This window comes from Methylobacterium sp. 13MFTsu3.1M2 (assembly GCF_900112625.1).
Classification (GTDB): Bacteria; Pseudomonadota; Alphaproteobacteria; order Rhizobiales; family Beijerinckiaceae; genus Methylobacterium.
In genome coordinates this window covers 1-17,490 of sequence record NZ_FOMM01000031.1, presented here as the reverse complement: position 1 = coordinate 17,490, position 17,490 = coordinate 1, and the positions used below count along the sequence as shown (strand labels likewise).

Sequence of the window (17,490 nt, the reverse complement as noted above, 5' to 3'; positions counted from 1 at the left end):
GGCCTCCCGCCCGGTGCATCGCCCGCCTGCGCGCGGCCGGGGTCGACCCCGGCCGCGCGACGCGGCATCACAGCGTCGGACAGGCACGGGAGAGACGGCATGGCGGCAGGAGCGGGGACCGGATTGCCCAAGGTCGCGTTCATCGGCACAGGCGGGACGATCTCGTCCCTCGGCCGCGATGCCCTCGACATCCTCGACTACACCGCCACCGACCGGCGTCTCGAGGCCGGCGCGATCCTGGACGCGGTTCCGGAACTCGCGACAGTCGCCGCGGTGGTGCCGGTGCCGTTCCGGGCGGTCCCGAGCCCGGCGATCGGGTTCGCCGAGTGGCGCGACCTCGTCCGGCTGTGCGAGCGCCTCGCGTCCGAGCACCCGGACCTCGCCGGCATCGTCATCGGGCACGGGACCGCCACGCTGGAGGAGACCGCCTACGCCCTCAGCCTCACCCTGACGGTGGATCTGCCGGTGGTGCTGGTCGGCTCGCAGCGGCCGATGAGCGCCCTCTCCACCGACGCCAAGCTGAACCTCGTGGCGGCCGTGCGCACGGCCGCGGCGCCCGCCTCCCGCGGGCGCGGCGTGCTGGTGGTGCTCAACGACGAGATCCAGGCCGCCCGCGAGGTGACCAAGACCTCGGTGGCCCGGCTCCAGACCTTCCGGACCCCGGATTTCGGCGTGCTCGGCCACGTCGACGGCGAGTCCGTCCGCTACTACCGCCGCTCCGAGCGGGCGCACGCGCCGGGCACGCCCTTCGACATCCGGACCCTGCCGGCGCTGCCGCGGGTCGACGTCGCCTACGGGTACGCCGACGCCGACGGCACCGCGGTCCGGGCCTTCCTGGCCGCGGGCGCGCGCGGCCTCGTCGCGGCCGGTCTCGCGCCGGGCATGACCCCGCCCGCCGAGGCCGAGGCCCTGGAGGCGGCGGCCGCCGCCGGGATCGTGGTGGTGATGTCGACCCGGGCCGGCAGCGGCGTGGTCCCGCTCACCACCCGGCTGCGCAGCCGCGGCATCCTCAGCGCCGACAACCTCACCCCGCAGAAGGCCCGGATCCTGCTCGCCCTGGCGCTGACCGTCACGGCGGAGCCCGAGGCGGTGGCGCGGCTGTTCGCGACCTACTAGCGACGCGTCCCGGGGCCGGTCGCCCGCCCCGCCGAGCCCTCAACGCCTCCTTCCGGCCGGTCCCGCACGGTCCCCGCCGCGCGCGAACCCTGTCGCGGCCCGTGGCGCGCGCCGGCGATGTCGGCCGGCCATGCGGGCCGCATGTGCGATTTGGTCCAGAAAGTCCCGCCGAGCCCGGATAGGTCAAGGATCAGTCCGGTGCAGTCCAGCCGAAGGGTTTTTCGCCCGGAAGACTGTCAGCGGACGAAGAAGGTTCGGGAACACGCCTTCAGCATTGCGGAAGATGCTCGGGATCGGCTTCCGCGCAGGGCATGACGGTTCGCGTGCCCGCACAGGGATTCACGGCCATGCGCGCGACATCCATCGTCTCCATGTCTCTGGCGCTCTCGGTCCTGTCCGGGCTGGGCGCACAGGCGGAGACCGCCGGGAGCCTCTCCACGACGACGGCCGTCAGCGGCAGCGCCGCCGCGATGTACAATCTCGGAATCCTCTACATCAACGGCCAGGGCGTGAAGCAGGATTTCGGTGCGGCCGGACGCTGGTTCGAGAAGTCGGCCGCCGGCGGTGACGTCGACGCCATGCTCAACCTCGGCAGCCTGTACTACAACGGCCAGGGCGTGAAGCAGGACTACGCCGCCGCGGCCGCGTGGTTCGAGAAGGCCGCCCTGGCGGGCAACGCCGAGGCCATGAACAACCTCGGCAGCCTCTACGATGCCGGCCAGGGCGTGACGCAGGACTACGCCACCGCGCGCAGTTGGTACGAGAAGGCGGCGGCCGCCGGTGCCGCGTCGGCCCTGTACAATCTCGGCTTACTCTACGCCAACGGTCAGGGCGTCGGGCAGGATTACGGCGCGGCCGCGTCCTGGTTCGGGAAGGCCGCCGCCGCCGGCAACGTTGACGCGATGAACGCCCTCGGCAGCCTGCACCTCAACGGTCAGGGCGTGAAGCGGGACGCCGCCGCGGCCCGCCGCTGGTTCGAGCGGGCGGTCGCCGGCGGCAACGTGGACGCGATGAACAACCTCGGCAGCCTCTACCTGAACGGCCAGGGCGTGAAGACGGACGCCGCCGCGGCCCGCCGCTGGTTCGAGAAGGCGGCCGCCGCCGGCCACGCGGAGGCGATGAACAATCTCGGTTTCCTCTACGTCAACGGTCGCGGGGTGAAGCAGGATTTCGAGGCCGCCCGGCGGTGGTTCGAGAAGGCCGCCGGCGGCGCCGCGGCCGCGAACGTCCCCGGCGACATCGCGCTCCGCTAGAGCCGTTCCCTGTCGGTTCGGGACGGAGGTGATCGCCGGGCCCGTGCCGAACGAGGCACCGCTGCCCTCTTCCGCGAGGGAGAGGGGCCCTGGCGCGGCTGCCGGGACCGGAGTTGCCGCCCTTCCCAACCGTCGCAAAACGATCGGGAGCGGCTCTTGGGCGGGGTCGCGGTCGGGGCGCGCACGTGTCATGCCAGCGGGCGCGGTCCCCACCGGACCGGATGGGGCGAGGATACGGCTCGGATGGGGCCAGGATGGCCTCCTCCGTCTCCGACGCGACCCGTCCGCAGGGACCAGACATCGATGCCGCTGATCGACCCCGCCCGCTCGCTCCTCCTCGTCATCGACGTTCAGGTCCGGCTGATGCCGACGATCGCGGAAGGGGACGGGGTCGTCGCCAATGCGGGCCGCCTCCTCGCCGCCGCGCAGCTGCTCGACGTCCCGGTCCTGGTCACCGAGCAGAATGCCGGCGGCCTCGGGCCGACCGTGCCGGCCCTGGCGCCCGAGCCCGGGACGGCCTTCGCGAAGATGAGCTTCGGCGCGACCCGGACGCCCGGCTTCCTCGAGCGCCTGCCCGCGGATCGCGACCTCGTGGTCAGCGGCTGCGAGGCGCATGTCTGCGTGCTGCAGACGGTTCTCGGGCTGCGCGAGTCCGGCCGCCGCGTCGCCGTGGTGGCCGACGCCGTGGGCTCGCGGCGGATCGAGAACCGGGAGGCCGCGCTCGCCCGGATGGCGGCCCACGGCGCCGAGATCGTCACGACCGAGATGGTGGCGTTCGAGTGGCTCGGCACGGCGCGGCACAGGCGGTTCCGCGACGTCGTCAGGCTCATCAAGTAGGCGCCGCGGCGGTCCTCGCCGCGGCGCGCGCCTCAGGAGCCGTCGAGGGCCGCGCGGGTCTGCGGGTCGGGTCCGATGTCGTCGGTGCCGGTCATGCCCAGCACCTCGATCAGGCGGGTCCGGGCGCGGCTGACCCGGCTCTTGATCGTGCCCACCGCGACGCCGCAGATGGCCGCGGCCTCCTCGTAGGTGAAGCTCTGGGCGCCGACCAGGACCAGCGCCTCGCGCTGGGCCGGCGGCAGCCGGTTCAGCGCGCTCTGGAATTGCGCCATCTCCATCCGGATCTCCTGCTCGGGGAGGGCGGTCAGGCGCCCGGCATGGAGGCCGTCGGCGTCCTCCACCTCGCGCTTGCGCTTGCGCTGCTCCGAGTAGAACAGGTTCCGCAGGATCGTGAACAGCCACGCGGTCAGGTTGGTCCCGCGGCGGAAGCTTGCGGCGTTGACCCAGGCGCGCACGAGCGTGTCCTGCACGAGGTCGTCCGAGCGGTCGAGGTCGTAGGTCAGCGAGAACGCGAAGGCCCGCAGCGCCGGGATCGCCCCCAGCAGGAGGTCGCGCATCTCCGCGTCGGCGCCCCGGGGGGCCGGACCGGATCCGCTCCCCGCGGGGGCGGCTTGCAGCATCAGGGTCATCGCGAGGCCTCCGTGTCGGAGTGTGCGGCGAGCTCGTCGAGCAGCGTCCGGAGCCGGTCCGGGATCGGCAGGGCCAGGACGCCCGCGTAGTGCAGGCGCAGGCCGCGCCCGATCCGGTCCCGCGCGCCGTCGTCGATCGGCCGGCCGGGTCCGCCGACCGGCACCGGGCGTGATGCGGCCGCGGCGCCCGGTCCGGCCGGGTCCGCCGCGCCGGCGGAGCCCGGAATCCCTGGATCGTCCTCGGTCCCTGACATGGTCGCGCCCCCGGTCGTGCGCGATGGGGCCCCGAGGGGCCCGGCGGTCCGCCGGACCGTTGTCCCCATCGGTTCGGCGAAGACGCGTCTCATCGCCTTCCGGCAGCGCTGGTAGGCGCGACGGATTTAATCGGTTCTGAACCCCGCATTCATCCAATTTTAATCTTGAAATAGCCCAGCTTGCGCCGAATTTAGTCCATAAAATCTCAGATACAATTCAGAAATACTTGTGTTCAGCTTGGCCGTGGCGACACTCGTCCTCCGTGCCTGAACGCGGGATGAGCGCACCGCGCCCCCGGCCAAGCGCGCCGCGACGGCCCCGCTCAGAGCTTCACGCCCTCGAGATAGCCGCGGTTCCAGGTCGGGCTGATCAGGATCTCGTTGACGCAGACGGAGGCCGGCAGGCGGGCGACGAACAGGATCGTCTCGGCGAGATCCTCCGGCTGGAGCATGCGCCCGCGATCCTCCGCGGTGACCGGGACTGGCCGCTTGTCGAGGAGGGGCGTCGCGACCTCGCCGGGGCAGATGCAGCAGGACCGGATGCCGTGCCCGCACTCCTCTTGGTTCAGGCTCTCCGAGAGCGCCACGAGCCCGTGCTTGGCGGCGGAATAGGCCGGTCCCGTCAGCTTGGAGACGTAGCGGCCGGCCCAGGAGGAGACGTGGATGATCAGGCCGCTCCGCTGCGCCCGCATGGTCGGCAGCACCGCCCGCGCCGCGTAGAAGGGGCCGTTGAGATTGACGCCGACCACGGCGTCGATGCCGGCCGGCGTGATCTCGCTCCAGCCGCGCCGCGGCACGTTGAGGCCCGCCGCGTTCACCAGCAGGTCGCAGCGCCGCCACGCGGCGTGAACCGCCTCCCAGGCGCGCTGCACGTCGTCGGCCACGCCCATGTCGGCCGGGGCGACCAGCGCCTCGCCGCCCGCCGCGCGGACCATCTCCGCGGTGCGCGCGAGGGCCTCCTGACCCCGTCCGGTGAGCGCGACCCGCGTGCCGGCCCGCGCCAGCGCCACGGCGGCCGCCTGCCCGATCCCGGATCCGGCCCCCGTCACCCAGGCGGCCTGCCCTTCGAGCGCGCGAATCATGGCGTTCGGCTCCCGCCCTACGGCTTGGCGACGAGCGGGCAGCCGCCCTCGGCGAGGGGGCGGAAGGCCTGCTCGGCGGGGATCGTCTCCAGCACCTTGTAGAGGTCCCACGGGCCCTTCGACTCGGACGGCGCCTTCACCTCGAACAGGTACATCGGGTGGATCTTGCGCCCGTCCGCCCGGACCACACCCTTGCCGAACAGCGGGTCGTCGGTCGGGTTGGCCTTCATCCAGGCCATGGTCTTCTGCGGGTCCGTCGACTTCGTCGCCGCCACGGCCTTCAGGTAGTGCAGGAGCCCGGCATAGACGCCCGCGTGGTTCATCGTCGGCATGCTGTTGCCGTTGCGCGGGTAGAAGCGCTCCGAGAAGGCCCGGGTCTCCGGGTTGAGATCCCAGTAGAACGACTCCGTCAGCACGAGGCCCTGCGCGGTCTGCAGGCCGATCGCGTGGACGTCGACGGCGTAGATCAGCAGGGCGGCGAGCTTCTGGCCGCCGTCGGTCAGCCCGAACTCGTGCGCCTGCTTGACCGCGTTGACCGTGTCGCCGCCCGCGTTGGCCAGACCCACAACCTTCGCGCCCGAGGCCTGCGCCTGCAGCAGGAACGAAGAGAAGTCCGTGGCGGGGAACGGGACCCGCGCGGCGCCCAATACGCGCCCGCCGCCCGTATCGATCACGGCCTTCGCCTCATTCTGGAGGGAGAGCCCGAAGGCGTAGTCGGCGGTGAGGAAATACCACGTGTCGCCGCCGCGCTTGAGCATGGCGCCGGCCGTGCCGTGCGCCAGGGCGTAGGTGTCGTAGGTCCACTGGATCGTGTTCGGCGAGCACTGCTTGCCGGTCAGCTCCGTGGTGCCGGCCCCCGAGTCGATGAAGACCTTGTTCTTCTCGCGGGTGACCTGACTCACCGCCAGCGCAACCGAGGAGGTCGGCACGTCGAGGATCGCGTCCACGCCGTCGCGGTCGTACCACTGGCGGGCGACGGCGGCGCCGATATCGGGTTTGTTCTGGTGGTCGGCCGAGACGATCTCGACCTGCACGCCCGGCTCGGTCTTGGCGAAATCCTCGACCGCCATCTGCGCGGCGACGACGGAGCCCTTGCCGCCGGTATCGGCGTAGACGCCCGACATGTCGTTGAGGACGCCGACCTTGACGCGGATCGGCTCGGCAACGGCCGGCCCGGCGAGCGCGGCGAAGCCGATCGCGACCGAGAGCACGCAACTCCGGATCGACGCCATGGCAGACCGTCCTCCGCGGCAATTTCTGTCTTTCGGCCAGGAGGGCACGCTGGCATCCCAGCGTCAAGCAGCGGTCCGCGACCGGACCCGGGAGCGGTGAGACAGGCCGGCGCCGGATGTGTCGCGGCGGCGGTGCCGACGGAATTGGGCCGGAACTCCCACCCGAGACCGGCCCGTCGCGACATCGGGATCGGCGCGGTGGCGCGGCCTCAGCCGACGCGCTGTGCCGGACGACGGTCACGCCCCACGGGCGCGAGGCCCGGCCTCGGCGATCGAATGTCGTGGTGCCGGCGGAGGGGATCGAACCCCCGACCTTCGGTTTACAAAACCGCTGCACTACCGCTGTGCTACACCGGCTCGCGCTCTGAAACCATTGAGAAAATTGGCGGTTTCGGTGCGTCAGAGGCGCTTTTGACTACGTTTGGGGGGGCTTCGTCAAGGCACACATCTCGGCACGTTCCGTTCATCGTGCATGCGCGCGACCCTTTGGAGTGGGCCGAAGAAGGCCAGCGCCCGAGCGATGTGGGAGGCGGCACAGTTCATGGCAAAGTCCACGGTTTGGGAGTGAATGGCCAAGGAACCCTCGACTCGCCGAGCTGCGCGAGACCGCGAGGTTACCGATCGGGCGATCCGCGCCGTGGTTGTCGCGGTGCTGGCCGACCGCGCCGGCAGGACCTACCCGCTTCCGAAGGATCGGCGCCGTGACATCACCGCGACCATTCGACAGAACACTCGTGCGGCCGTTGCGCGCGCCGCCCACAAGCCGGCTCGAAAGCGCAACATGGTTCGGACCGCGATCCTGCTGGGGCACTCGATATAGGGGTGAGCGTGATAGATCCCGGTGCCGCCCGAGCGGCGACTGTCGAACGCGTAATGGAGCGGTTGAGCGGCTTCGCGCAGGGAAGCGGCGTCAGTGGTAGGGTCGCCTGCCAGATCATCGAATGGGTGATCGCCTCCCCAACCGATCGCCGCAGGCGGAGACCTGTTGGCAAGGCGTGCACGTGCATCTTGATCGCACCCGGGTAGCGGGGTCGACGACGAAACCGCTCGCGACTTGTAGCGGCTTCGCTGGGAGGGATCGTCCTGAGAGGACAGGATCCAGATATCTAGAATGTGCGGTCGATACTGAATTCAGTTTTTGATATTCCTGTTGCTTCCCGTGTGCAGCATACATCTAAATTGACGAGATACCTATCTGCTCTTCAGGTCGAATGCGATACTGTTTTTACATGTATGGAGTAGTTTTCCGCAATAAGACATGCACCAGCTTTCGAATTTCATCAACGGACCCCGAAGGGAGAGTGCTCTTTTCTCAATGCAATGCCATGAAAAATAGGCAACCGAAATTATTATCGGGGTCGAAATTAGAAAATTAATCCACCACTGCCGAAGATCCGGAAAAACTGCAGACACTGCCTGTTGTATCGGAAATCCATACAAGAAAATGCCATATGAATAATCTCCGCTTGACACAATTGCGGACCGTGTCGGATTCCGCATCCCCAAATAGATAGTCACATAGGCGGCAGGAAGTGCGGAGAGGGCATTGAAGATTGGAAGATAAAGAAATCCAACCATGGCAATGGCGCATGCGAAGAAAATCGGGGCGCTATATGGAACTCGATCTCTGACCCGATAGAGGTACGCGCCGTACAGAAAGGATAAGACAAGCACAGGGCCGCGAACAGTCCCTTCGTCAACCTGCGTTCGCGTATAAATGGTGATCATGACTAAGACTTGCATCACCAGGCAGCCGAACAAAATCAGTTTTTCCGATCTGTAGAAGCCGATTATATAAAATACAGATATCAATATGTAGCAATACAATTCGTAAGGAAGTGTCCATAATTGCGCGTTCACCTGCGTAGTTGGGTTATCAGTAAAGACACCGGGGAGATAATACCGAACGACGCCTATCATGTTCAAAGTATATGACCAAAAGCCCGGATCCGTAAAATACTTTGGGAGCGGGTAATACGTGAACAGCGCTCCAATGATCATCATTGCTATTGTCGACTCCACTGCCAGCGCAGGGAAGATGCGAATTAGTCGAAGTCCCAAGAACCCGACGATCGTTCGAGAGCGTTCTAGACTTCCGGAAACGAGGAATCCACTCAGTGCGAAAAACATGGGAAGTATCATGGCCCATAATGGCCGCGACGGTCCCAAAATGAGCCATCTTTGAGCTTCTATGCCATAAGAAACTATCACAGTGTGCCACAAAACTATCATTGCGGCGAGACCAATTCGCATATAATCGAAGCCGGATGGCCGCCCTTTCGTCAGAAAGAGGCGTTGACTCAGAGTCATCGTTTCCGTCCCTCCCGGAAGCCGGGATTGATATCTTAATCCGGATCGTACCTCTGAATGGGAAATTTTGAAATTATAAAGAAGATTACGCTATTGAACGTATCACCATATCCGAATGGCTAACATGTGTGGGCTTCGAGAAGGCTTGATGCCCAAATTCCTCGACGGCCATCGATATTGCAGAGCGTACCGGGATCCACTGCCGTGCGCGCGCCTCGCTCGCTGCACGCGCTGGCTCGGTCGGAGGCCTATGGCTAACAATCGGCAATGCGCGCCTGAGCCGGAGTCGGCGGCACGTGGTCGGTGATACGACCGCTCACGCGTCAGTCACCGGCAGATTGCTCACCTGCGTCGTGTCCCGCTGCGTACGAATCGACAACTTGGTGTTCCAGTCGTGCCGACTGACCCGCCCCGCGCACCGGCACCCCTTAAGCGGGGCTTGGTCGGGCCGAGACCGATGGAGGTCGGGACCTCGGTCCAGGCCCGCACCGTGGCGTGCGGGTGTTGCGCGCGCTCGACCTTCGAGCCCAATGCCGCGTCCGACAGGTCGGAAAGCTCTCGTCGACCGGGTCGATCCCCATCTGCGGGGGCAGGGTTGGTCCGCCCCAACGTATCCCCGTCGAGGGTGAAGTTCGTCGAGGGCGCCGCTCGCGCGAGCAGCAGGGGCTGTTGCCGTGGATCAGCGCCACGGCGCGGCCGCCGCCGATCCGGTCGGGGTGGCCTGGCCTCCGAGGGAGGGCTCGCCCGGACCGGCAGGCCGCCAGGTCAGCCCAGGCATCGTCCGGTACTCCGCGCGTTCGTATAGAAGCGTAGAAGGCCTCCGATGATCGCATCAACGCGAAGTCCGTTCGCCGTCGGATGCGCGCGAAATGCCGTATGCTCACATATTCCCTGCCCGTCATTTCGTTCACCGCCATGCGTATGCCGAGCGGTTGCCAATGTGTCAGAAGCGATGGCGATTCCCGGTGCGGATCCCGCTAGACCTCGAACCAGAAGCTGGCACCCTCGTCGCACATGCCCTCACGATGCATGTACTTGATCGGAGTGATAATTTCGGACGCAGGCTTATAGTAAAATATCATGGCGAGAATGTATTGCTCGTTCGAAAACAGCGTGTCGCAAATCTCAGGATACTTATATGGCAGATGGATGTCGTGCACATGCACGATCACGCCAGGCCGGAGAAGCGGGTAGATTCGCAGGAAGAAATGCGTCGTGTCGGCGCCATGGAACAGGAAATGGCTGCCATCTAGCATCAGCACATCGCCATCCTTCAGCGATTGAAAGTAGGACGGGTCAACATCGAGAAGGCCGTTAGAAATCCACTTATCCGCAATGTCGCGGACGCTTGAGCGCGGATTGGGGTCGAGGCACTCGATCTTGGTGTCGAGCTTGTACTTGCCGATTGCGCGGCGAGCGAATTTCGTACTGTTGCCGCCTCCGACCTCGACATACCGGGCCGGCTTGCGTGTGGCGAGGACAGTCGTCAGGGCCAATGCGTCGCCGTAGTTGAAGTAGCCGTTCGGCAGGAACGGTGTCCGGCCGTCGGGGTCGCGGTCAGCGACGTTCGAGAAATCGGCGAATTGCTTCATGTCGTCGGCGAACGTTCTGAAGTGCCGGCTCTTGCGCTCCATGCGTTCGAGCAGCCAGGAATATGGCGTTCGATTCAACTCAGTTTTGACAACGTAGTCTCCGTCGAGAGAGCAGCTAGGCCCGGATTTCGATATTCGGGCATGAGCACTCGTCCATTGGTGTAATGCGGCACCAACGTATGGGCGCCCTGGAACATTTCGAGCGTTGGATGTGAAATCTTATCAATAGTTTCGCTAGTCGGCACAGGCGTACCGGTTCAGACCCGCCGCCACCGCGTGGGGGGCGTTGAGAACGGAAGGTGGCGGGGCGCGCGAGACAGATACTCGGTTCGCAGAAACGGCGTATAAGCGCCGCTCAATCCGAGCCGCGCCAGGATCTGCGCGGCCGGCCCTCAATGGCCCGAGCTGCGGATCAGGCTCTTCAGGCGCTGGTCGGCGGTGTCGAGGCGGTCAGCGATGCCGCGCCGGATGCATTTGCCGACGGAATCGCCGGCGTAGAACCCGACCGTCTGGTCCTGGTTGCGGCAGGACTGGACCGGCGGCCACGCCACCACGCCCGCCACGACCAGCAGCACGACCAGGCAGTCGACGACGAGCCAGCCCTTCCAGCCGAGCCGGAAGCCGCGACGCCGCTCGGGCGCCCGGTTCCGGCGCGGGGTGCGGTGCGCGCCGTCCGGGCCGACCCGCGCCATGCGAGCGCGGAACTGGGCCTCCTCGAGGGCGTCGGAGGCGCGGCCGGACGAGGCCGGGAGGAGCGGGCGGGTGGACATGGCGGCCTCGCGGAGGTCGGTTCGGAGCGGATCGGCGGAGCGCGGAAGGGCCTTGAGCGGGCGCTCAGTCGATGAGCCGCTTCAGGAGCGCGAGGTTGTCCTGGATCGACAGGACGTTGCCGAGCATCTCGGTACGGGCGCAGGCCCCGGCCCCGACAAGACCGAGCCAGCCCGCCGCCGGGCGGGCGCTGCAATCCGCGAAGCTGCCGTACAGGAACAGCCCGGCCGGCACCGCGAGGAGGGCGAGCTTCGTCGGAGAGAAGAGCCGGCCGACGACGCCTCTGCGCGGCCGCCGCGCGTCGCGGTCGTCGTCCCAGTCCGTGTCGTCCGGCTCCCAGCCGTAGCGGTCCGCCTGGTACGCCGCCGCGTCGATGTCCCGGTCCCGGCGATACATGGCGTTCCGTGCTCGGTCTGATCAGTCGGACCGAAGATGCCATGCTTTCGTGAAGCTCAACCTAAGAGCAATGTTTAAGTTCTTCTGAACCGGTCTCGCCCGGCTCAGGCGGCGAGCGCACGCCTCACCGTGGCGCGCAGATCCGCCAGGGAGAAGGGCTTGGTCAGCACGTCGGTGACGATGGCGTCGAGCCCGCGCGCGCGCTCGCGCTGATCGGCGAAGCCGGTCATCAGCAGGATGGTCAGGTCGGGGAAATCGCGCTTGGCGGCGAGGGCCAGCGCGATGCCGTCCATGAGCGGCATGCGGATATCGGTGAGCATCAGGTCGAAGCCGCCGTCGGCCTCGTTGAGGCGGTCGAGCCCGTCGCTGCCGTCGTTGGCCGTGACGACCGCGTGCCCGTCGATCTCGAGCCCCCGCTTCAGGAAGCCCCGGACGGTCTCTTCGTCATCCACCAGGAGGATGCGCGCCATGTGGTCCCGTAATCGTCCCCGAAATCCGCGCGCGCCGCGTCGCGACGCCGCGCACGCTCAAATATCGACAAACGCAGACGAATTCTCCGTCTGTCAAGTCGTCGCAGGCTGAATTGTCCCGCAGGTCGCGGCGCGCGGCGAAAATGCCGCGCCGCGGGCACGGTCAGGCGTCGAACAGGTCCGGGGCGCCGTCCCCGTAATCGACCACGCCCACGAAGGGCAACTGACGGAAGGCGTGGGCGGCGTCCATCCCGTAGCCGACGACGAACACGTCGGGGCAGGTGAAGCCGACGAAATCCGCGTCGATCGTCACGGCGCGCTTGCCGGGCTTCTCCAGCAGCACCGCGGTGAGGACGCGCCGGGCGCCGCGGGCCATCAGCAGGTCCTTGGCGAAGACGACGGTCCGGCCGGATTCCAGGATGTCGTCCACGAGCAGCACGTCCCGCCCGCGCACCTCGCTCTGCACGTCGCGCAGGATCTCGACCTGCCCGCTGGAGACCGTCCCGGTGCGGTAGCTCGACAGGTGCACGAACTCGACCTGCGGGGCGAGACCCACCCGGTGCAGCGACCGGAGCAGGTCGGCCGCGAACATGAAGCTGCCCTTGAGCACCGCCACGACGAGGAGGTTCTCGGGCCGCGCTGCGAGGATCTCGCGGGCGAGCTCGTCGTTGCGCTTGGCGATGGCCGCCTCGTCGAACAGGGTGCGGACGCGCCGTTCAGGGATGCTCATCTCTCGTGTCCCGAAGCCCGTTGGCGCGGCGGCGCCCGCCGCCACGCTCGGGAACGGTCTTAGCGTCCCGGGCGCGCGCGGGGAACTCCGGATCCGCCAGATGGTCCGGCGCCGTCGACGCGGGTCAGCCTTCGGCCGCCTGCCGGAACGGTCGGAGCAAGCGGGTGAGCCCGCGCCGGCGCGCCGGCCGGGCCGGTCGCCGCGCCGCGGCCAGGTCCGGCCCCGCATAGGTCCCGTCGGCGTCGTCCCCGTCGACCGCGTCGTCGTCCGGGTCGTCTGGTTCGACGTGCCGGACCTGCTCGAGGACGTCCGTCACGATGCGCGGGATGGGCTGCGCGTGCTCTTCCAGGAGCAGCGAGGCTGTCCAGAGGCGACTCGCGTTCGCGAGGGGCAGCTTCCCCTGTGTCAGGCGCTCCATCAGCATCCGGTCGGCGAGCGAGGCCGCGAGGTCGCTCACGATCTCGAGCTGATCCTGCTGTGTCGTGCTCTTCATGGCAGTCTTCACGCTAACGAAAATAGTCTTCTCCCAAACGGGACGGTATGCGAGCAAATTTGGCGATTCTATAACGTGCGTGAGCATTGGAGCTGCCGCCTGTGTAGAGGCCGGCTCCGGCGCGAGGACCGGTCCCGTCGACTCCGATCGGGTCGGGGTTCGGGCCGGCCCTGATCCGGCGCGGCGCCATCCGCGCACAAGCAAAAGGGGCTGGCGATCCGCCAACCCCTCGCGCTGTCGAGCTGAATGGATGGTACCACCGCCCCGGCTCGAACGGGGGACCCCCAGATCCACAATCTGGTGCTCTAACCAACTGAGCTACGGCGGCACTGGCGCGGGGTGTATCGTGGGCCGCGGCAGTTTTCAAGGCGATGCGTGCACGGGATTTGGACTTCGTGGACAGCGCCGTCCGAGCCCCCCGCGCCGGGGCCGGCCGCGCTCCCGCAGCACCGCCCGTTTGCAACGGGCTCGGCCCCGGCTGTAACTGCGGCGGCGGGGCCGACGCGTCGGCCCCGCCGATCGGGCGGACCGGAGGCGAGGGGGCGGACCGTGAGCGCGCGACAGCCATCGGGCGCCGCCGGCGGGGGCAGGGCGCCCGGCGACGGATCGGCCGACGTCCCGGCCCGGCGGCCCGTCAGGCCGGCGCGGAGGCCCCGTCGGCGCTGGACCGGGATCGGGCTCGTCCAGGCCCCCGGGCGGCTCCGCAGCCTCGTCCGACGGAGCGAGGGCGGCCTCGTCGCCCTCGCGACCCTGGTGGGCTGCGTCGCCGGCGTGGCGGTGTCCGCCATGACCTGGATCACCCAGACCCTGCGCGAGCATCTCTACCAGCTGCCCGCGGGCGCGCGCCTCAGCGCCGTCGACGCCGTGCCGCCGGCGCTCCTGCTCGTGGGCCCGTGCCTCGGCGGCGCCGTCCTCGGCCTGCTGATCGTCGCCGCCAACTACGTCCGCGGCCCGCGCAAGCGCCCGGCCATCGACCCGATCGAGGCCAACGCCCTGCACGGCGGCCGCATGTCCCTGCGCGACAGCCTCTACCTCGCGCTCCAGAACGTCATCTCGAACGGGTCCGGCGCCTCGGTGGGGCTGGAAGCCGGCTACACACAGATCGCCTCAGGCCTCGCCTCGCGCCTGGGCATCGCCTTCGAAGTGCGGCGCAGCGACCTGCGCACCCTGGTCGGCTGCGGCGCGGCCGGGGCGATCGCGGCCGGCTTCGGGGCGCCGCTCGCCGGCGCGTTCTACGCCTTCGAGTTGATCATCGGCACCTACTCGATCGCCACGCTGACGCCCGTGGTCGTCGCGGCGCTGTGCGGCAACCTGATCTCGCGCGCCCTGATCGAGGCGCAGCCGCTCGTCGATCTCGGCGACATGCAGGCGGTCACGACCTCGCACGTCACCAGCCTCGAGATCCTGCCGAGCCTCGCCCTCGGGCTGTTCTGCGCGGGCCTCGGGATCCTGATCATGCGCGGGGTCACGCTGGTCGAGCGCCTCGTCCAGGCCTCCGGCGTGCCGCGGGTGGCGGCGCCCGCCTTCGGGGGGCTGTGCGTCGGCGCGCTGGCGCTGCTCGCGACGCCGCAGGTGCTCTCGGGCGGCCACGGCGCCCTGCACATGCACTTCGCCGCCGAGGGGCAGGGGCACGGGATCGCCGTCCTGGCCGGGCTGTTCGCCGCCAAGGCCACGGCCTCGGCGATCTCGATCGGCTCGGGCTTCCGCGGCGGCCTGTTCTTCGCGTCGCTGTTCCTCGGGGCCATCGCCGGCAAGCTGTTCGCCGCCCTCGCCCCCGTGCTGGTGCCGCCGCTGGCGGATTTCGGCCTGACGCCGCTCGCCTACGCGGTCATCGGCATGAGCGCCCTAGCGGTAGCGGTCATCGGCGGCCCGCTCACCATGACGTTCCTGGCCCTGGAGGTCACCGGCAGCCTGCCGATCACCGGCGTCGTGCTGGCAGCGGTGATCGCGTCCTCCCTCACCGTGCGCAAGACCTTCGGCTACTCCTTCGCCACGTGGCGCTTCCACCTGCGCGGCGAGAGCATCCGCAGCCCCCACGACGTCGGCTGGATCCGCTCGCTCACCGTCGGCCGGCTGATGCGCCGCAATCCCGGCACCGTGGCCCTGGACACGCCGCTGCCCACCTTCCTGCGCGCCCATCCCCTCGGCTCGCCCTCCCGGGTGATCGCCGTGGACGGGTCGGGGCGCTACGCCGGCATCCTGAACGTGCCCGAAACGCACGCGGCCGCCCGGGATTCCGGCGCCGACGCGCAGCCGGTCCTCGCCGACCTGCTCCTGCACGCGGACGATTTCCTGACGCCAGGCATGAACGCCAAGGACGCCGCGGCCGCCTTCGACCGGACCGAGAGCGAGGCGCTCGCGGTCGTCGAGAGCGCCGAGAGCCGGAAGGTGCTGGGCCTGCTCACCGAGAGCCACACCCTCAAGCGCTACAGCGAGGAGCTCGACCGCCAGCGCCGGGCGATGGCGGGCGAAACCGACTGATTGTCAGGCCGGGGTGTTGACCCGACACCGGCGCGGACCAATCACCTGACGCCGACGACCCGGGCCCCGCGGAGGCCCGCACTTCGGAACGCGTGGAGGATTCATGGCCGCCCCAGAAAACAGCCAGCAGCGTCGCTACCGCATCGCGGTGATCCCCGGCGACGGCATCGGCAAGGAGGTGGTGCCGGAGGGCGTGCGCGTGCTGGAGCAGGCGGCCAAGCGGCACGGCTTCGGCCTCCAGCTCGACTGGTTCGATTTCGCCAGCTGCGACTATTACGAGCAGCACGGCCGGATGATGCCGGAGGACTGGAAGGCGCGGATCGAGACCCACGACGCGATCTATTTCGGTGCCGTCGGCATGCCCGAGCGCGTGCCCGACCACATCTCGCTCTGGGGCTCGCTGATCCTGTTCCGACGGGAATTCGACCAGTACGCGAACCTGCGCCCGGTGCGGCTGATGCCGGGGGTGAAGTGCCCGCTCGCCGACCGCAAGCCCGGCGACATCGACTTCTGGGTGGTCCGGGAGAACACCGAGGGCGAGTACTCGAACGCGGGCGGCCGGATGTTCGCCGGCACCGACCGGGAGTTCGCCCTGCAGGAGACGATCATGACCCGGCACGGGACGGACCGGATTCTCCGGTTCGCCTTCGAGCTGGCCCAGAAGCGCCCGAAGAAGCACCTGACCTCGGCCACGAAGTCGAACGGCATCTCGATCACCATGCCGTACTGGGACGAGCGGGTGAAGGCGGTGGCCGAGGCCTACCCGGACGTCCGGTGGGACCAGTACCACATCGACATCCTGACCGCGCATTTCGTCCTGAACCCGGACCGGTTCGACGTGGTGGTGGCCTCCAACCTGTTCGGCGACATCCTGTCGGATCTCGGGCCCGCCTGCGCGGGCACGATCGGCATCGCGCCCTCCGGCAACATCAACCCGGAACGGGTGCACCCGTCGGTGTTCGAGCCGGTTCACGGCTCGGCGCCGGACATCGCCGGCCAGGGGATCGCCAACCCGATCGGCCAGATCTGGTCGGGGGCGATGATGCTGGAGCATCTCGGCGAGCACGCGGCGGCGGCCGAGATCGTCGGCGGGATCGAGCGGGTGCTGTCCGAGCGGACGCTGCGCACCCGCGACCTCGGCGGCAACGCCGACACGCAGACCTGCGGCAAGGCGGTGGAGCAGGCGCTGGGGTAGGGCAATCACCCCGAGCCTCCCTTCCAGGCCCTCATCCTGAGGTGCCCGCGTCAGCGGGCCTCGAAGGAGCCCTCCAGGGATCGTGAGACCGCTGGAGGGCTCCTTCGAGTGCTACGCTGCGCTCCGCCCATCAGGATGAGGTGGGATTCCGTTTCCGTCTCAAGGCTGTCGTTGAGATGCCCTCTCCGTCATCACGAGCGGAGGTCCGAACACATCGACAGCCAACGGAACGAGCGCGGGAGGCCCCGTTCTCCGCGGCGTCAGCGCGGGCGGCGGCGCACGCTCACCACGTTGCTCGCCGGCTCGGCCTTGCCGGTCTCCGCCGGCAGGGTGTCGAGGGCGGTCTTGACGATGGTCGTGGCGTCGAGGCCCGCCTCGGCGTACATCTTCTCCGGGCTGTCGTGGTCCTGGTAGGCGTCCGGCAGCGTCATCGTCCGCACCCGCACCCCGCCCGCGTCCAGAGCGCCCCGCTCCGCCAGCAGGTGCAGCACCATCGCGCCGAACCCGCCCCGCGAGCCCTCCTCGATCGTGATCAGCACCTCGTGCTCGCGCGCCAGATCCAGGATCAGCGCCTCGTCCAGCGGCTTGGCGAACCGCGCGTCCGCCACCGTCACCGCCACGCCCTGCTCGGCCAGCGTGTCGGCCGCCTTCA

General features: G+C 68.5%; 17 protein-coding genes and 2 tRNA genes. 6 read left to right on the top strand and 13 right to left on the bottom strand.

Features of this window, described 5'->3' with window-relative positions:
• Window positions 1-99: 99 nt before the first annotated feature.
• From BM314_RS25615 to BM314_RS25605, 3 genes are all read left to right on the top strand, one after another.
• Window positions 100-1,116 carry an asparaginase gene (locus BM314_RS25615; protein WP_091981130.1) on the top strand — a complete coding sequence of 339 codons (1,017 nt, stop codon included), beginning with the start codon at window positions 100-102 and terminating at the stop codon, window positions 1,114-1,116.
• A 347-nt stretch (window positions 1,117-1,463) separates the two neighbouring features.
• Complete coding sequence (locus BM314_RS25610; RefSeq protein ID WP_091981127.1) at window positions 1,464-2,369, top strand: tetratricopeptide repeat protein; 906 nt, start codon at window positions 1,464-1,466, stop codon at window positions 2,367-2,369.
• Between the two features lie 303 nt (window positions 2,370-2,672).
• Window positions 2,673-3,206: an isochorismatase family protein gene (locus BM314_RS25605; protein WP_056529984.1), complete on the top strand. Its 534-nt coding sequence runs from the start codon at window positions 2,673-2,675 to the stop codon at window positions 3,204-3,206.
• A 32-nt stretch (window positions 3,207-3,238) separates the two neighbouring features.
• Here the strand turns inward: BM314_RS25605 and BM314_RS25600 are convergent, their stop codons facing one another.
• The 5 genes from BM314_RS25600 to BM314_RS25580 all read right to left on the bottom strand — a co-directional run bounded on the left by BM314_RS25600 (window position 3,239) and on the right by BM314_RS25580 (window position 6,760).
• A complete protein-coding gene (locus BM314_RS25600; protein WP_020094385.1) occupies window positions 3,239-3,835 on the bottom strand; it encodes a sigma-70 family RNA polymerase sigma factor in 597 nt (198 codons plus the stop codon).
• Window positions 3,832-4,089 carry a NepR family anti-sigma factor gene (locus BM314_RS25595; RefSeq protein WP_042671734.1) on the bottom strand — a complete coding sequence of 86 codons (258 nt, stop codon included), beginning with the start codon at window positions 4,087-4,089 and terminating at the stop codon, window positions 3,832-3,834. The genes BM314_RS25600 and BM314_RS25595 overlap by 4 nt, the downstream gene beginning before the upstream one ends.
• Before the next feature lie 323 nt (window positions 4,090-4,412).
• A complete protein-coding gene (locus BM314_RS25590; RefSeq protein WP_091981125.1) occupies window positions 4,413-5,171 on the bottom strand; it encodes an SDR family oxidoreductase in 759 nt (252 codons plus the stop codon).
• Window positions 5,172-5,188: 17 nt separating this feature from the next.
• Window positions 5,189-6,403, bottom strand: a complete 1,215-nt coding sequence (locus BM314_RS25585; protein WP_042671735.1) for an ABC transporter substrate-binding protein — start codon at window positions 6,401-6,403, stop codon at window positions 5,189-5,191.
• Window positions 6,404-6,685: 282 nt separating this feature from the next.
• Window positions 6,686-6,760, bottom strand: a tRNA-Thr gene (locus tag BM314_RS25580).
• 211 nt (window positions 6,761-6,971) lie between these two features.
• Here BM314_RS25580 and BM314_RS25575 point away from each other — a divergent pair.
• Window positions 6,972-7,223 carry a hypothetical protein gene (locus BM314_RS25575; protein WP_091981122.1) on the top strand — a complete coding sequence of 84 codons (252 nt, stop codon included), beginning with the start codon at window positions 6,972-6,974 and terminating at the stop codon, window positions 7,221-7,223.
• A 2,467-nt stretch (window positions 7,224-9,690) separates the two neighbouring features.
• Here the strand turns inward: BM314_RS25575 and BM314_RS25565 are convergent.
• From BM314_RS25565 to BM314_RS25535, 7 genes are all read right to left on the bottom strand, one after another.
• Window positions 9,691-10,347: a class I SAM-dependent methyltransferase gene (locus BM314_RS25565; protein WP_091981118.1), complete on the bottom strand. Its 657-nt coding sequence runs from the start codon at window positions 10,345-10,347 to the stop codon at window positions 9,691-9,693.
• A gap of 350 nt (window positions 10,348-10,697) precedes the next feature.
• A complete protein-coding gene (locus tag BM314_RS25560) occupies window positions 10,698-11,075 on the bottom strand; it encodes a hypothetical protein (RefSeq protein ID WP_091981117.1) in 378 nt (125 codons plus the stop codon).
• Between the two features lie 64 nt (window positions 11,076-11,139).
• The gene (locus BM314_RS25555; protein WP_091682827.1) at window positions 11,140-11,469 is read right to left on the bottom strand and encodes a hypothetical protein; all 330 of its coding nucleotides are present in this window, start codon (window positions 11,467-11,469) and stop codon (window positions 11,140-11,142) included.
• Window positions 11,470-11,573: 104 nt separating this feature from the next.
• Window positions 11,574-11,939, bottom strand: a complete 366-nt coding sequence (locus BM314_RS25550; RefSeq protein WP_007567202.1) for a response regulator — start codon at window positions 11,937-11,939, stop codon at window positions 11,574-11,576.
• Window positions 11,940-12,102: 163 nt separating this feature from the next.
• Window positions 12,103-12,669 (bottom strand): hypoxanthine phosphoribosyltransferase, encoded by a 567-nt coding sequence (hpt, locus tag BM314_RS25545; protein ID WP_020094392.1) that lies wholly within the window; start codon window positions 12,667-12,669, stop codon window positions 12,103-12,105.
• Window positions 12,670-12,793: 124 nt separating this feature from the next.
• Entirely contained in the window at window positions 12,794-13,162 is a 369-nt protein-coding gene (locus BM314_RS25540; RefSeq protein WP_091981114.1) for a hypothetical protein, read from the bottom strand.
• A 251-nt stretch (window positions 13,163-13,413) separates the two neighbouring features.
• Window positions 13,414-13,490: transfer RNA gene (locus BM314_RS25535), tRNA-His, on the bottom strand.
• A 221-nt stretch (window positions 13,491-13,711) separates the two neighbouring features.
• Between BM314_RS25535 and BM314_RS25530 the strand changes: the two genes are divergently transcribed.
• Window positions 13,712-15,643, top strand: a complete 1,932-nt coding sequence (locus BM314_RS25530) for a chloride channel protein (protein WP_244540036.1) — start codon at window positions 13,712-13,714, stop codon at window positions 15,641-15,643.
• Window positions 15,644-15,746: 103 nt separating this feature from the next.
• Window positions 15,747-16,838, top strand: a complete 1,092-nt coding sequence (locus BM314_RS25525; RefSeq protein ID WP_091981112.1) for a tartrate dehydrogenase — start codon at window positions 15,747-15,749, stop codon at window positions 16,836-16,838.
• A gap of 260 nt (window positions 16,839-17,098) precedes the next feature.
• Here BM314_RS25525 and BM314_RS25520 read toward each other — a convergent pair.
• The coding region (locus BM314_RS25520; RefSeq protein ID WP_280142568.1) for a transketolase C-terminal domain-containing protein at window positions 17,099-17,490 on the bottom strand (392 nt) is incomplete at its 5' end.

Coding starts and splice junctions, on each gene's coding strand:
- BM314_RS25525 (WP_091981112.1), top strand. CDS start 15,747: ATGGCCGCCCCAGAAAACAGCCAGCAGCGTCGCTACCGCATCGCGGTG.
- BM314_RS25605 (WP_056529984.1), top strand. CDS start 2,673: ATGCCGCTGATCGACCCCGCCCGCTCGCTCCTCCTCGTCATCGACGTT.
- BM314_RS25550 (WP_007567202.1), bottom strand. CDS start 11,939: ATGGCGCGCATCCTCCTGGTGGATGACGAAGAGACCGTCCGGGGCTTC.
- BM314_RS25595 (WP_042671734.1), bottom strand. CDS start 4,089: ATGTCAGGGACCGAGGACGATCCAGGGATTCCGGGCTCCGCCGGCGCG.
- BM314_RS25575 (WP_091981122.1), top strand. CDS start 6,972: ATGGCCAAGGAACCCTCGACTCGCCGAGCTGCGCGAGACCGCGAGGTT.
- BM314_RS25590 (WP_091981125.1), bottom strand. CDS start 5,171: ATGATTCGCGCGCTCGAAGGGCAGGCCGCCTGGGTGACGGGGGCCGGA.
- BM314_RS25615 (WP_091981130.1), top strand. CDS start 100: ATGGCGGCAGGAGCGGGGACCGGATTGCCCAAGGTCGCGTTCATCGGC.
- BM314_RS25555 (WP_091682827.1), bottom strand. CDS start 11,469: ATGTATCGCCGGGACCGGGACATCGACGCGGCGGCGTACCAGGCGGAC.
- BM314_RS25585 (WP_042671735.1), bottom strand. CDS start 6,403: ATGGCGTCGATCCGGAGTTGCGTGCTCTCGGTCGCGATCGGCTTCGCC.
- BM314_RS25565 (WP_091981118.1), bottom strand. CDS start 10,347: ATGGAGCGCAAGAGCCGGCACTTCAGAACGTTCGCCGACGACATGAAG.
- BM314_RS25610 (WP_091981127.1), top strand. CDS start 1,464: ATGCGCGCGACATCCATCGTCTCCATGTCTCTGGCGCTCTCGGTCCTG.
- hpt (WP_020094392.1), bottom strand. CDS start 12,669: ATGAGCATCCCTGAACGGCGCGTCCGCACCCTGTTCGACGAGGCGGCC.
- BM314_RS25560 (WP_091981117.1), bottom strand. CDS start 11,075: ATGTCCACCCGCCCGCTCCTCCCGGCCTCGTCCGGCCGCGCCTCCGAC.
- BM314_RS25540 (WP_091981114.1), bottom strand. CDS start 13,162: ATGAAGAGCACGACACAGCAGGATCAGCTCGAGATCGTGAGCGACCTC.
- BM314_RS25600 (WP_020094385.1), bottom strand. CDS start 3,835: ATGACCCTGATGCTGCAAGCCGCCCCCGCGGGGAGCGGATCCGGTCCG.